This window comes from Prevotella dentalis DSM 3688, from assembly GCF_000242335.1.
In the GTDB taxonomy this organism is placed as follows: Bacteria; Bacteroidota; Bacteroidia; order Bacteroidales; family Bacteroidaceae; genus Prevotella; species Prevotella seregens.
Genome location: NC_019960.1, coordinates 637,044 through 651,777 on the forward strand (window position 1 = coordinate 637,044; position 14,734 = coordinate 651,777).

Here is a 14,734-nt window from a genome sequence, read left to right on the forward strand (position 1 = left end):
ATTTAATGGCGAGGGTAGATGGGGTGTCAAGGCAGCCGGCCCGCGAGCAACAGCGAGAAGCAGCGGCGGTATTCGCTCACCATCTCTTCGTGGCGGGCGCGGCCGTTGTTGTCGCGGAACACTTGAGTGAGTGAAAACCGGGGGTAGATTTCTTCATAGTGGTCAAGCATGGCCTGTTTGAAAGCCCGGGGATTGTTGGGATCCACATGGGCCGCCATGAGTACGTGGAGTGCAAAATTGCGGAAAAAATCGGTCACGTCGGCGGCCAGCGATGCCTGTGGTTGGGCCGGATGAGTACTGGACGGTGATGTTTTCATGGCGTAAAGTTACGAAAAAGATTGGATATATTCCGCATGAGCCCGGCATATTTTGCTCTTTTAACGGCCGAACCCTTGAAAAGCCGCCTGTAGTCTTCCTCGGAGAGGTGCTGCCACTTCTCGCGGGTCATGGCCAGCAGTTCGGGTTTGGGCTGCAGCTCGGGCGTGGCGTTGGGCGTGGCAAAACGGTTCCAAGGACAGGCCTGCTGGCAGCGGTCGCAGCCATAAATGCAGTCGCCCATGGCCTCCCGGGCCTCTGGCGAGAGCTCGCCGCGGTTCTCGATGGTTTGGTAGGAGAGGCAGCGGCGGGCGTCGAAATCACGGTTGGGCAGCAGGGCGTGGGTGGGGCAGTGGTCGATGCAGCGGTGGCACGAGCCGCAGCGGTCGGGCATGGGCGTGTCATAACAGAGTTCAAAGTCGAGGAACAATTCGCCCAGGAAGAACATGCTGCCCGCCCGGGGGATGATGAGCTGCTGGTTGCGGCCTATCCATCCCAAGCCGGCCTGGACGGCCCAGTAGCGTTCGAGCACGGGCCCGCTGTCCACAAAGACGCGGTAGCGGGGGGCATCGCCGGTGGTTTCCGGGGTGGGGGCGTCATCGCTGGCCCGCCGCCGCAGGGCAAAGGCGGCCAGCTGGTGAAGCCGTCGCTTCAGCAAGTCGTGATAGTCCTGCCCCAGGGCGTAGGCGGCAATCTGGGGCTCGCCCTCGGGCAGGGTGCGGGCCGGGGCATAGCTGGTGGCCACGCAGACGATGGTCTGCAGCCCGTCCATGAGCAGGCGCGGGTCGATGCGCTTGTCCAGATAGTTGTGCATCCAGTCCATGTCGGCGTTCATGCCGCTGTCGAGCCACTGCCGCAGATGGCGTTCGGCGGCGGCCGACACGCGGTCGGCACGGGCCATGCCACAGGCAAAGAAGCCCAGACGCTTTGCCTCGGCCTTGATTTCTTGGGTGAGCTGCTCGTTGGATGTCATGGCGTGTGGCCTTGCCGGTTAGTCGAACACCTTGAAGGCATAGCCCTGTTCTTTGAGCCAGCGCAGGGCCTCGGGCAGGGCGGTGTGCAGCTTGTCGATGCTCTTCACCGAGTCGTGAAAGGTGATGATGGAGCCGTTGCGCGCATACCGCTTTACGTTGCGCACCACATCGTCGGCGGTGAGCCACTTGGAATAGTCGCGGGTCACGAGATCCCACATTATAATCTTGTACTTGCGCTGCAGCCACCAGTACACCGAGTGACGCATCCAGCCGTGCGGCGGGCGGAAGAGATGGGATTTGATAAGCTCGTTGGCCTGTGCCGTGTTCAGGGCATAGGTGATGGTCCAGTGCTTGAAGGCTCCGATATGGTTGAAGGTGTGGTTGCCCACCTGATGGCCTTCGGCCACGATTCGATTGTAAAGGTCGTGATAGCGCAACACGTTTTCGCCCACCATGAAGAAGGTTGCCTTGGCGTCAAACTCGCGCAGGGTGTCGAGAATGAAAGGGGTCGATGCGGGAATGGGCCCGTCGTCGAACGTGAGATAAACCGCATGCTCGTGGGGATCCATGCGCCACAGGGCGGCGGGGTAAAGCCAGCGGAGCCATTTGGCAGGTTGCTCTATAAACATATCGTCGGTGAATGAAGGGTTGCAGACCTGAAAATAGGAATCATGGCCCGTCGGGAGAGGCCATGATTCCTAATTCGAGCGTTTGGGCGAGGGGAGGAAATTTTAGTTTTCCAGCAACTGTCCGCCCTTGCCTATGTACGTAGCGTAATAGTTGTTGAGCTGCGTTCTGCGCTTGGCGGCCAGCTGCTTGTCGACCATGGCCGTAATCTCTGCCACCTGCGACATGATGGTGAACTGCACCATGCAGTCGCGCTGTGCGCCGTCGAAGCGCACGCCGGTGAGCGTGAGATAGTAGGCCTCGTACTGGCTGGCGTTGTCCCATACGGCCTGTAGCACCTCGAGGGCTTTCTTCTTTTGGCCCAGCAGAGCGTAGGCACGGGCAATGTCGGTGCCGCCGCTCATGTAGTTCATGGGCACGTTGTAGGTAGGAATCACCTGCTCGGCTTTCTCAAGCACCTTGAGGGCCTTGCCGTTTTTCTGCTCTGCAATGAGGTGCAGGGCCAGCTGGCCGAAGAGGCGGCGATGGGTGTAGCACATGCGCATGGTGGTTTCTTCCAGATAGAGTCCCTTGGTGGACAGGCCGCCGTAGCGGTAGCGGGTCATCAGATTGTTGTAGACTTTCTCCGTATCGAAGTTGGAAGCACCTTTCACATTGGTGAGGAACGGTGAGATGCGGTTGGCCAGACCTTCCTGAATGAAGTTGTCGCCCAGGTTCATATAGTTCTCTTGGCCCACGGTGAGGGCCACGTAGATGGGACGTGTCCAGTTGCAGTGGGCTATCATTTCCAGCATCATCAGGTCGCCTTTGTACAGGGCATTCTTGCCTTTGAGCGAGATGACCATGCGGTCGGGGATGGTGTCGCTGGCCATCATCATACCGCTGCGCTTCACGGCAGCCTTGTCAATGGTGACGTAGAGCGTGTCGGTGGGAATGACGTGCATGTCTTGCTGGCGGGAGCGCACCCAGTATTTCATGATGTTGGCCACCTCGAAAGGATTGTCGCCGAACTGTGCCTTGGCTTCGGCAGGGTTCTGCTTGTAGAAGTCGAGCACCTGCTGCTTCAGGCCGGCCTGCACTTCTACATACTCGTTGGTGCCCGAGCAGAAGTCGAGTCTCGGCCAGGTGATGGGCACAGAGGGCGATTTATAGGCCGGGCGCTTCATCTGGTCGATGTACCAGTCGGTCTGCAAATAGCTGAGGTTGCAGACGCGGGCATCGGTGCGCACGCCCTCCACTTCCTGATTGTACCAGAGCGGGAAAGTGTCGTTGTCGCCGTTGGTGAAGATGATGGGGTTGCCCTTATCCTGCAAGGTCATGAGATAGTTCTGGCCGAAGTCGCGGCAAGTGTAGCGGTTGGAGCGGTCGTGGTCGTCCCAGGTCTGGCTGGCCATCTGGATGGGAACGAGCAGACACAGCAGCGACACCGCGGCGGTGGCTGCCACGTTGTCGAGTTTCAGATACTTCTTCATCAGGTCGATGATGGCGGCCACACCCATGCCACACCAGATGGCAAAGGCGTAGAACGAACCGGCGTAGGCGTAGTCGCGCTCGCGTGGCTGCACTGGAGTCTGGTTCAGATAGATGACAATGGCCAGGCCCGTCATGAAGAAGAGGAAGAACACCACCCAGAATTGGCGGATGCCGCGGCGGCCGCGGAAGGCTTGCCAGAACAGGCCGATGATGCCCAGCAACAGGGGCAGACAGTAGAACACGTTGTGCCCTTTGTTGGTCTTCAGGTCGTTGGGCAGCTTGCTCTGGTCGCCCAGACGGGCGTTGTCGATGAACGGGATGCCCGTAATCCAGTTGCCGTGCTCCAGTTCGCCGTTGCCTTGAATGTCGTTTTGGCGGCCGGCGAAGTTCCACATGAAGTAGCGCCAGTACATGAAATTGCACTGATAGGAGAGGAAGAAGCGCAGATTGTCCAGCTGCGAGGGCACCTTCACGGTCATGGCCTCGCCGCAACGGTCGTAGGGTACCTCCGTGCCGTCCACGCCGCCCATCCACGATTCATAGTCCTGTGTGTGGCTGGCATCGTACATGCGCGGGAAGAGCATGTTCTGGGCATACACATATTTGCTCTTGTGCGACACCACGAAGTAGGAGTCTTTCTCGTCTTTCGAGACCTTTTCCTTTCGGCTGTAGATAGGCGCACCCTCTTGCTTCCTGGGGATGCACATGTTGCCCTCCTGGTCCAGAGCCACCTGCGAGGTATAGGCCTGGCCGTAGAGGAGGGGACGGTCGCCGTACTGGTCGCGGCTCAGATAGTTGCCCAGGGTGAAGATGTCCTCGGGAGAGTTCTGGTCCATGGGCGGATTGGCATCCGAGCGAATCACGATGAGTGCATAGCTGGAGTAGCCAATCATCAGCATCAGTATGCAGAGCAGGGCCGTATTCTTGAACCGGGAGGTCACCAGATACACGGGTTTCTTGTTCACCATCTTCTTGCGGTCGAGCAGTACAAAGGCGGCGGCAAGGATGACGACGCCGATAACGACGGCACTCCAGCCGTAGCCGTAGAACGGAATGCCGATAAGACCGAAAGCCACGAGGAACGAAACGTTCTCCCGTTTCTTGTTCAGGCCCACATAGCTTTCGTAGATGGCCCACAGCACGGCGGCCACCAGCAGGACGATGTAAATCATCAGGCCCGTGTTGAAAGGCATGCCCAGTACGTTGACAAACAGCAGCTCGAACCACCCGCCGACGGTGACAATGCCGGGCACGACGCCGTAGAGCACGGCGGCCACAATGACAAACGAGATGAGCAGCGCGATGAGCGATCCCTTGGTTTCCACGTCGGGGAAGCGGCGATAACAGTACACCAGCACGATGGCCGGCAGGCAGAGCAGGTTGAGCAGGTGCACGCCGATGCTCAGTCCGGTCATGTAGAAGATGAGCACCAGCCAGCGGTCGGCATGCGGCTCATCGGCATGGTCCTCCCATTTCAGGATGAGCCAGAACACGACGGCCGTGAAAGCCGAGGAGTAGGCGTACACTTCGCCTTCGACAGCAGAGAACCAGAACGTGTCCGAGAACGTGTAAATCAGTGCGCCGACCATGCCACTGGCCTCAATGGCAATGGTTTTGCCCAATGTGAGTGCGGCCCAGTCTTTCATGATGAGCTTGCGCGTCAGGTGGGTGATGGTCCAGAAAAGGAACATGATGGTCGTGGCCGAGAGCAGTGCGCTCATCGTGTTGACCATGCGGGCCACCTGGCCCGGGTCGCTGACAAACTGGCTGAAGAGATTGGCCGTCAGCATGAAGAACGGCGCCCCGGGGGGATGGCCAATCTCGAGTTTGTAGCCGGTCGTGATAAACTCGGGGCAGTCCCAGAACGAGGCTGTCGGCTCAATGGTAGAGCAATATACGAAAGCGGCAATCAAGAAAGCCAGCCATCCCAGCACATTGTCTACTAATCTGTACTGTTTCATTTATAGTTTAAAATTGAGTAATCGCGAAAAATCCCTGCAAAGATAGTAAAAAGCAGAGAGAGAACGGTGTAACGGCATCGGTTTTTCACTTTTTTTGCCAGTTGTCTTTTATCAGTGCTTCGGAATTGTAGGGCCACACCCCCGTGTGTGGCTGCCGAAACAAACGGGGTATGAGGATTTGAAAGACAACGATAACAACCGCAAACAACGCTGTGCCCCCGGTATTGCCATTGTTATGTGTGTTGGTCCCCGTTGTCTTTGCTAAACCATCAAAAAACGGGAAGTGAACATTTCCCGCGGGAAATTCATCCAAGACAACGGGAAGTGAACATTTCCCGCAGGAAATTCATCCAAGACAACGGGAAGTGAACATTTCCCGCGGGAAATTCATCCAAGACAACGGGAAGTGAACATTTCCTGCAGGAAATTCATCCAAGACAACGGAAAGTGAACATTTCCCGCAGGAAATTTGTCCAAGACAACGGGAAGTGAACGTTGCAGAGCTGCAAAGGTCTCAAGACAAATGCCGGCCCCCTACAGAGACACCATGAACCACAGTAGTAATCGGAATGGCAATATTGAAAAGCTGTGCGGGCTGAACGAGGCGCTGTCTTTACAGGCGCGTAATCTGCTTGACGCCTTTCACGGTGCTGAGTTTGCGGATGAGCGTCTGGAGACGGGCAGTGTCTTCGAGCTGCACCACCAGGTTGCCTGAGAACAATCCGTCGTGCGAATCGATGTTGATGGATCGCATCACGATTTTCTCGTCCTTGGAAATGATGTTGGTGATGTTGGAGATAATGCCGATGTCGTCGTTGCCGATGATGCGCAGGGTGATGGCATACTTCGACGCACTCTTGCCGCTCCATCGTGCCCGGACGATGCGATAGCCGAAGCGCCGCCGCAGTTCGGGAGCATTGGGGCAGCCCGTGCGGTGAATCTTGATGCCGCCGCTCACGGTGACGAAGCCGAAGATATCGTCGCCATAGATGGGGTTGCAGCAGGGAGCCAGCTGGTAGTCGATGCCCTTGAGGTTCTGGTCGATGGTCAGCACGTCCTCTTTTTCGCGGGTCATTTCCTGTTCGGGGCTCTCGAAAGAGAAGTTCTCGGCCGAGCGAATCTCTTTTTCCTTGGTCGCGTTCTGGAGATGGTCGCGCACTTCCAGATACTTCTCGATGATGTCGTTGCAGTCCAGCTTGCCGTCGGCAATCTGTTTGTAGAAGTCGGAAACCTCCTTGAACCCCAGCTTTTTGACAAGGTGTCCCATGATGCTTTCCTCGAGATCCACCTTGCGGTTCTTGAACCGGCGTTCGAGCATTTCCTTGGCATAGAGTCCATCCTTGACGGTGGTCTCCTTGAGGGCCAGCCGGATTTTGGATTTGGCCTTGGTGGTTTTCACCAGGTTGAGCCAGTCGCGCTTGGGTGTCTGGTTGCTTTGGGTGATCACCTCCACGGAGTCGCCCGAGTGCAGCTGCTCGCGCATGGGCACCGCGTGGCCGTTGATGCGGCCGCCCACGCAGGTGTTGCCCAGCTTGGAGTGTATGCGGTAGGCAAAGTCGAGGATGGTGGCTCCAGCCGGGAATTTGAAGAGGTCGCCTTTCGGAGTGAACACATACACCTCTTCGGGAGCCAGCGACATCTTGAACTGATCCATCACCTGGAGGTTGTCTCCGGCTTCGAGGGCGGTGCGGATGTTGGCCAGCCAGTCGTCCATGTGGCCGCCGCTCTTGATGCCTTTGTACCGCCAGTGGGCGGCCAGACCGTGTTCGGCAATGTCGTCCATGCGTTCGGTGCGAATCTGCACCTCCACCCACTTGTTGTCAGGACCGAGTACAGTGATGTGCAGACTCTCGTAGCCGTTCGACTTCGGCATGGAGAGCCAGTCGCGCAGACGCTTGGGATTGGGCTGGTACATGTCGGTGACGATGGAGTAGGCCTGCCAGCACTGTTGCTTTTCACGGTCGATCGGCGAGTCGATGATAATGCGTATGGCAAAGAGATCGTAGATGCCCTCGAAGCCGCACTTCTGTTTTTTCATCTTCTGCCAGATGGAATGGATGGACTTGGTGCGCCCTTTCATGTGGAATTTTAGGCCGGCCGCCTCGAGTCGTTGCCGGATGGGGCCGATGAACTGCTCGATGTAGGTGTCGCGCGAACGCTTGGTTGCATTGAGCTTCTCCTTAATCATGTAGTAGGCATCGTGCTCCAGATACTTCAGCGAAAGGTCTTCGAGTTCGCTCTTGAGCGTGTAGAGGCCCAGCTTGTGGGCCAGCGGGGCATAGAGATAGCTGGCTTCTTCGGCCACCTCGTGCTGGGCACTCTTGTTGGAAGTGTCGCGTATCTGCCGCATGATATTCACGCGATCGGCTATCATGATGAGGATGACGCGCATGTCCTCGGCAAAGCTCAACAGCAGATTGCGGAAGTTCTCACTCTCGATGACGGGGTTTTTCTCGTAGAGTTTCTGTATCTTGACCAGACCCTGAATGATGTGGGCCACGTCGTTGCCAAACTTCCCGCGGATGTCGTTGGCCGTCTCCGGCTCGCCGGTGAGGCTTCCATAGAGCAGGGTGGCTATCACTCCGTCGCGCCGCAGCCCTATTTCGTCCACGGCAATCTGGGCTGTCTGTAGCGCGGTGAGCACTGGATTGAGTCCGAAAACGTCGCGGTGGATATGTCCGCCGTCCATGCCTTGGCGGATGTAGGCTTCCAGCGCGGCCTCGTCGGCAGGGAGCGGCGAGGGGCCGATGGCCGTGCGTAGATGGCTGCGTATGCCCTCGGCGGCCCGGCGTTCTTCGGGGGTAAAGGTGAAAGTCTCTTCCATGTGCTTGGGTGATGGGATGGGAATGCCTGCGGTTAGTCCTCCAGGCACTTGTCGAGTTCGGCCTCGATGGCCTTGCGGTCCATGTCCTGACCGATGAAGACTATCTTCTGCATGCGGTCGCCATACTGCTCGTCCCAGTCTTTCCGGACGCTGGGATTGCGCTCCTTGAACTGTTCCAGCTCGTCCTTGGGCATGGTGGCATACCACTGGCCGGCGTTGGTAATGTTGAACTGCCGGCCCGACTGCTCAAAGAGGTAGCAGGTGTCCGGCTCGTCGCGGAAGTAGCAAATGCCCTTGGCCCTGATGATGCTGCGCGGCCAGCGGGAAGACACCATCTCGTCGAAGCGGCCTAGATTCATGGCCGGGCGGCGGCGGTACACGAAGGTCTGGATGCCATACTCCAGCGCCTCGCCCGATTCTTCGTTTTCCAGTTCCTCGTCTTCGTCCTCCATGGCTTCGATCCAGCGGGCCGAAGTGGCCACTTTTTCAAAGTCGAAGGCGTGGGTGTTGAGTATCTTGTCGAGTTCCACGTCGCCGTAGTTGCACTCTAGAATGGTGGCTTGGGGCTGTATCTCACGGATGATGCCCTTGAGATGGCCCAGGTCCTCGGGGCTGATCTCGGCCGCTTTGTTGAGCAGGATGATGTTGCAGAACTCTATTTGCTGAATCACGAGGCTGGCCAGGTCTTCCTCGCCCATGTCTTTCTTCTTCAGTTCCTCGCCCAGTCCGAACTCGTCGCGCATGCGCAGGGCGTCCACAACGGTCACAATGGCGTCCAGTCGGGCGGCTCCGTTCTTCAGTGCTTCGGGGGCCAGCAGCTTCGGATAAGTGCTGATGGTCTGGGCGATGGGGGCGGGCTCGCAGATGCCGCTGGCCTCGATGACAATATAATCGAACTGTCGGGTGCTGATGATGTCGTTCAGTTGCTTCACAAGATCCATCTTCAACGTGCAGCAGATGCAGCCGTTTTGCAGGGCCACCAGGCTGTCGTCGTCCTGCCCCACGATGCCTCCTTGCTGGATGAGGCTGGCATCGATGTTCACCTCTCCTATATCGTTGACGATGACGGCAAACTTGATGCCCCGCTCGTTGGCAAGGATGCGGTTGAGTAATGTGGTCTTGCCGCTGCCCAGATAACCGGTGAGCAGCAGCACGGGCGTTTCCTGATGATTCATGTTTCTATTGACTTATTTTTAAAGGATGATTCGTTTGCACATCGTGTGGCGGCCCTTGGGGGCAGCCACCTGCAAAGTTACAAATTAAATGCCAAAAACGCCGTAGACGTCTAAAAAATGTGCTAACTTTGCACCATTAACAGTTTTTGATTGATGGACGAACAGAATCTCAAGGAAGAACAAATATTGGTTAGCATCACGGGACAAGACCGCCCGGGGCTCACCGCCTCGGTGATGGGCATTCTGGCCCGCTATGATGCCAAGGTGCTGGACATTGGCCAGGCCGATATTCACTCCACTTTGTCACTGGGCATCCTCATCCGAATCGACGAGCGCAGCTCGGGACAGGTGATGAAGGAGCTGCTCTTCAAGGCCACTGCGCTCGGTGTGAACATCGGTTTCTCGCCGATTGCCGACGACGAGTACGAGGCTTGGGTGGACCGCCAGGGCAAGAACCGCTACATTCTGACGGTGATAGGTCGCACGCTGTCGGCCCGCGAGATAGAGCGTGCAGCCAACATTGTGGCGGCCCAGGGCCTCAACATCGACTCCATTCTGCGGCTCACCGGCCGCATGAGCATCAAGCATCCTGAGCGCAACGTGCGGGCCTGCATCGAGTTTTCGCTGCGTGGAACACCCGTGGATCGCGCCGCCATGCAGGCCGAACTCATGCAGCTTTCGCAGGACATGGAGATAGATTTCTCGTTCCAGAAAGACGACATGTACCGGCGCATGCGCCGTCTCATCTGCTTCGACATGGACTCCACGCTCATCCAGACCGAGTGCATCGACGAGCTGGCCGCGCGTGCCGGCGTGGGCGAGCAGGTGCGCGCCATCACCGAGCGGGCCATGCGCGGCGAGATAGACTTCAAGGAAAGCTTCACCGAGCGGGTGGCCCTGCTCAAGGGCCTCGACGTGAGCGTGATGCAGGACATTGCCGAAAAGCTCCCCATCACCGAGGGCGTGCCCCGCCTTATGGAGGTGCTCAAGCGGTGTGGGTACAAGATTGCCATCCTCAGCGGCGGCTTCACCTACTTCGGCGAATACCTGCAGCGCAAGTTCGGCATCGACTATGTGTATGCCAACGAACTCGAAATCGACGACAACGGCAAGCTCACCGGCCGATATGTAGGCGATGTTGTGGACGGCCGCCGCAAGGCAGAGCTGCTCAAACTCATAGCCCAGGTGGAGAAAGTGCATTTAGCCCAGACCATCGCCGTGGGCGACGGGGCCAACGACCTGCCGATGATTAGCGAGGCCGGACTGGGCATTGCTTTCCACGCCAAGCCGCGCGTGGTGGCCAATGCGCGCCAGAGCATCAACACGCTGGGCCTCGACGGCGTGCTCTATTTCTTGGGATTCAAAGACAGCTATCTGGGGGATCAGGGCCGCCTTTAGGCCCGCTCCGGATCGCTGTGGGCCGGTTCTTTCCCGCTTTGCCCGTGGGTCTCCTCCGAATCGCTGTACACGGGCGAGGTGTCGAAGTAGTTGATGCCCCAGGCCGAGTTTTTAATATGGCCTGAAGAAGAATCCTTTTTCATGCCGGTGCGAAAACGCCCGAAAGGGTCTGCGACCTTTATATAATAAGGTGTTCAATATTTAAGTAAAACGGCACACATGGACTATGCGGACGGGTACCCCCAAAGGTGTGTATCTACCTTTTACCCTTTTACTTTTTTACCCTTTTTTCTTGCTTGTTTCCCAAACATTCACTACCTTTGCACCGCATTTGTCGCAAAACATGTACACCATTAAGAGATACAACAGAGCTGAAGAGGCGCAGGGAACCGCAAAATTTCCTGCAAATTTTTCGTCGAATTGTTTGGTAGTTCCAAATAATTTGCTACTCTCTCTCTCTCTCTCTCAAGCCACTGGCGTAACCTCTCTCTAAAACATACACGCGTACGCGCGCGAGGCGAACCACGCGCAACCCCAATAGGCAAAGGACTCCCCGGAGTTTCCTTTGCCCCACTTTTCATGCCCTTTTTGCAGCCGGGCGAAAAGGGAAATAAGCAGCTTTTAAGCATATCAAAAAGCATGTTAAATCCAAACTAAAAAGAAGCATATAAACATGAAAACGAAAAATGAGCAAGACAAGCACAGACAGCCCTATGTCTGCCCCAACTGCGAAGTCATCGTTGTAGAAAACGAGCACACAATTCTTGTCCATAGTCCGGCGGTTCAGCCTGGTGGTGGAGGCCCCGTAGGCAACAAAGGCAGCGTCAGCATCGAAGACCTCGTAGAGGACGATGACGACACGGAAATCTCCGGAGCCAAACGGATCAACAGATGGGACGCGTGGGAAGAGTGATAAAAGTAAAAGAGTAAAAGGTGCTGTCGCGATCCCTCCTTTCCTCTGCGCCTCTGCGTGAGCCATACTCGTGTAGCTCCCACACAGAGACGCGGAGAAAGGGAGAAGCAAGAACGGAGCCACTCTTAAGACAAGCAGACCATTAAGAAAACAAGTAAGTTAGTTCGCAAGCAAGGAAAAGCAAACAAGCTGACAAGTAGACAACGATTAAACAACAAGCAACAACCATGATAAGATTCAAGGAATATCTGGAACGCAGGGCCCGCAGGGCGGCGTTCATGAGTGTGTGCCTCGCGGGGCTCGCAGTTTTCGGCGGGCTCTTCCTCGGCTCGTGCGCCAACGAAGACCTGGGCAAGGACAATGACAAGAATGGCGGCGACAAGGGAGCCGCCGTAAGCTTCAATGTGAGCGAGGCGCAGAACGACGCACAGGCGGCGGCCGCCAAGGCCATGCCGGGCGTGCCCATGACACGCGCGGCGTTCAGCGAGCAGCTGGGCATGATGAACCTCACACCCGAGGACCTCACCACACAGAAGCTCGCCGTGCAGGGAGCCGCCGGCACCGACTTCTGCCTCATTGAGACCACAATAGCCGGCGTCAACCCCATGCGACAGGACAACCGCACGGCAACCGCCGCGGAGCGTGCAGAGGCCTCCGGCAACGGCAGCACGACCGGCACCGAGGCCGCCACCCGCGCCAATATCACCACACTGCCAACGCTGGGCCACTTCTCCTCCATCGGCTACCGCGGCACCACGGCAACCGGCATCAGCAACACACCGTGGTTCCATGACAAGGACACCAACCCCGACGGCACCCTCGTCAGCCCCATCTACTGGTCATGGCAGGTTCCTTTCGGCAAGTTCTTCGCCATAGCCCCGCGCGAGGCCGCAAGCTACGCCAGGCTCAAGATTTCTCCCGACACCTACATCGGCACACCCTACGTGGACTTCGAGGTGGAGCCCGACGTGAAGAACCAGAAAGACCTCATGACCGCCTGCTCGGGCGTGGTGCAGTATGCCACGCAGTTCGTGCCTCCCACCACCAACCTCAAGTTCCGCCACGCCCTGACGGCCGTGCGCTTCAAGGTGGGCCAGAACCTGTCGTACAGCAAGACCATCACCAAGGTGGAAATCATCGGGGCCATGGGCAAGGGCCGCTACACGCTCTCCGCCGACGAGACCGGCACGGGTGCGGCATGGAGCAACCTCTCCGCCCCGCAGACTTTCACCCTCGGCGGCGACGGCACGGTGAACGTGAGCACCACGGCGGCCGTGAACCAGATTATCCTGGGCAACAACGGCGACAACTTCACGTTCTACATGATTCCGCAGTCGCTCTCGGGCGTGAGCGTGAAGATACACTTCTCCGACGGCTCCACACCCATCACGGCCAACCTCTCGGGCACATGGAAGCCCGGCACAACAAAGACCTACGCCCTCTCGCAGAACACGTCCACATGGGACTACCAGCTCACCGTAACCAGCCCTGCCGCCGTCGAATACAATGTCACCGCAACCGGCGTCTACACCGTGCAGAGCTACCGCGAGGACCCCGTCAGCCACACGCAGCAACCCGTCAAGTGGAAAGTCGTGAGCTATCAGGAGAGCACCGACGGCGGTCTGACATGGGGAGCAGAAACGCAGACCAAACCTACATGGCTGACTAACCTGACCACCGAGAACGGCGATGGCGGAACGGCTGCCGAAAGCGGCTCTGTCACGCTCACCACCAACATTATCGATCTGCTCGCCGCCCGCAACAACGCGTTGAAATCCGCTACGGCATTAGGCTCCGCCGGCAGTCCCTACGACCTCTCCACCAAGGGCGGAAACGTAGCACGCAGCACGGCCAACAGCTATGTCATCTCCGCCCCGGGCCATTACCGCATCCCACTGGTCTATGGCAACGCCATCACGAACGGCAGCAACAATCCCAGCTCGTACCAGACCTCCGTATCAGGTACTTACGTGCTGCAGCACTTCAAAGACCATGCTGATCAGGATATCACCGACCCTTGGATTACGCAGAGCAACAGCGGCGCCAATGCTCCCGATGGTGCCAAGGTAGTATGGGCTGACGAGAGCGGTCTCGTAATCAACCCCACCGTGTCTGGCACTGGCACTAATGCTTTCGTGAACTTCGAAGTACCTGCTTCCGCCATCAAGAACGGCAATGCCGTCATCGCCGTCACCAAAGGCGGCACCGTGGTATGGTCATGGCATCTGTGGTTTCCCCCGCAGGACGTGCTGAGCACCACGGAAGTGACCAATTACCAGAACAAGACCTACAAGTTCACCAACGAGCCATTAGGCTTCAAATATACAGCTTGGAGTGGTTCCTCCTACCGTTCTCCCCGCAGCGTGAAGGTGAAGGTTGAGCAGACCGTGGGACAAGCCGGTGGTAAGCAGGTCGGCTACATCACCATCACGCAGAACGACGGAAACGTGCGTCAGTTCTACAACACTCTGTACCAATTCGGTCGAAAGGACGCGCTTCCCGGTACAGATGCCTTTGCATCTGGTAGCAGTTACTCTTTCGACAACACCCTCGGTGGCCACTCTTTGGGTTATGCCATCCAGCATCCTGAGAACATGTTCATATATGCTGGGGGCACTGAAATGTACGCGTACAATTGGTGCAATGCCACTTACGATAACCTTTGGTCTGCCGACAACAATGTAGTAGGTTTCAACGACAACGCCGTCATCAAGACAATCTATGATCCCTGTCCTGTCGGCTTCAAGATGCCCGCTTCCAACGCCTTCACAGGTTTCACCACCAATGGTCAGAACGGAGGTACAATGAATGTCAGTGGTGCCTGGGAAAACGGTTGGAACTTCAACAACAAGATTTCCAGTCCTGACGCCACCGTATATTTCCCTGCTTCGGGTTATCGCCACAACGCCAATGGTTCGCTGATCGGCATAGGCGAAGCCGGCTACTATTGGTCGGCCGTCCCGGCCGACATAGGCAACGGTTGCTACCTGTTCTTCTACCGAGGTAACGTGAACCCGAAGTACACCAGCCATCGGTCGTACGCATTCTCTGTCCGCCCTGTCTCAGAATAATTC

The 14,734-nt window shown here is 57.3% G+C and carries 10 protein-coding genes; 3 read left to right on the forward strand and 7 right to left on the reverse strand.

Annotated elements, in window-relative coordinates:
- Positions 1 to 26: 26 nt before the first annotated feature.
- The 6 genes from PREDE_RS02565 to PREDE_RS02590 form a co-directional block, all read right to left on the reverse strand.
- Positions 27 to 317: a hypothetical protein gene (locus tag PREDE_RS02565; RefSeq protein ID WP_005843637.1), complete on the reverse strand. Its 291-nt coding sequence runs from the start codon at positions 315 to 317 to the stop codon at positions 27 to 29.
- A complete protein-coding gene (queG, locus tag PREDE_RS02570; protein WP_005843635.1) occupies positions 314 to 1,288 on the reverse strand; it encodes a tRNA epoxyqueuosine(34) reductase QueG in 975 nt (324 codons plus the stop codon). The genes PREDE_RS02565 and queG overlap by 4 nt, the downstream gene beginning before the upstream one ends.
- A gap of 18 nt (positions 1,289 to 1,306) precedes the next feature.
- Positions 1,307 to 1,918 carry a polysaccharide deacetylase family protein gene (locus PREDE_RS02575; protein ID WP_005843633.1) on the reverse strand — a complete coding sequence of 204 codons (612 nt, stop codon included), beginning with the start codon at positions 1,916 to 1,918 and terminating at the stop codon, positions 1,307 to 1,309.
- A 102-nt stretch (positions 1,919 to 2,020) separates the two neighbouring features.
- The gene (locus PREDE_RS02580; RefSeq protein WP_005843631.1) at positions 2,021 to 5,350 is read right to left on the reverse strand and encodes a glycosyltransferase family 117 protein; all 3,330 of its coding nucleotides are present in this window, start codon (positions 5,348 to 5,350) and stop codon (positions 2,021 to 2,023) included.
- 613 nt (positions 5,351 to 5,963) lie between these two features.
- Positions 5,964 to 8,174: a RelA/SpoT family protein gene (locus PREDE_RS02585; RefSeq protein ID WP_005843629.1), complete on the reverse strand. Its 2,211-nt coding sequence runs from the start codon at positions 8,172 to 8,174 to the stop codon at positions 5,964 to 5,966.
- A gap of 32 nt (positions 8,175 to 8,206) precedes the next feature.
- Positions 8,207 to 9,349, reverse strand: coding sequence for a CobW family GTP-binding protein (locus PREDE_RS02590; protein WP_005843628.1), 1,143 nt, complete (start codon positions 9,347 to 9,349; stop codon positions 8,207 to 8,209).
- 153 nt (positions 9,350 to 9,502) lie between these two features.
- Here PREDE_RS02590 and serB point away from each other — a divergent pair, with 153 nt between their 5' ends.
- On the forward strand, positions 9,503 to 10,747 hold the full coding sequence (serB, locus tag PREDE_RS02595; RefSeq protein WP_005843624.1) for a phosphoserine phosphatase SerB: 1,245 nt from the start codon (positions 9,503 to 9,505) through the stop codon (positions 10,745 to 10,747).
- Here serB and PREDE_RS13805 read toward each other — a convergent pair.
- On the reverse strand, positions 10,744 to 10,890 hold the full coding sequence (locus PREDE_RS13805) for a hypothetical protein (protein ID WP_005843623.1): 147 nt from the start codon (positions 10,888 to 10,890) through the stop codon (positions 10,744 to 10,746). The genes serB and PREDE_RS13805 overlap by 4 nt on opposite strands.
- 530 nt (positions 10,891 to 11,420) lie before the next feature.
- Here PREDE_RS13805 and PREDE_RS13380 point away from each other — a divergent pair.
- Both PREDE_RS13380 and PREDE_RS02605 read left to right on the forward strand, forming a co-directional pair.
- Complete coding sequence (locus tag PREDE_RS13380; protein WP_015298404.1) at positions 11,421 to 11,660, forward strand: hypothetical protein; 240 nt, start codon at positions 11,421 to 11,423, stop codon at positions 11,658 to 11,660.
- 227 nt (positions 11,661 to 11,887) lie between these two features.
- Complete coding sequence (locus tag PREDE_RS02605; RefSeq protein WP_005843619.1) at positions 11,888 to 14,731, forward strand: fimbrillin family protein; 2,844 nt, start codon at positions 11,888 to 11,890, stop codon at positions 14,729 to 14,731.
- Positions 14,732 to 14,734: the final 3 nt, after the last annotated feature.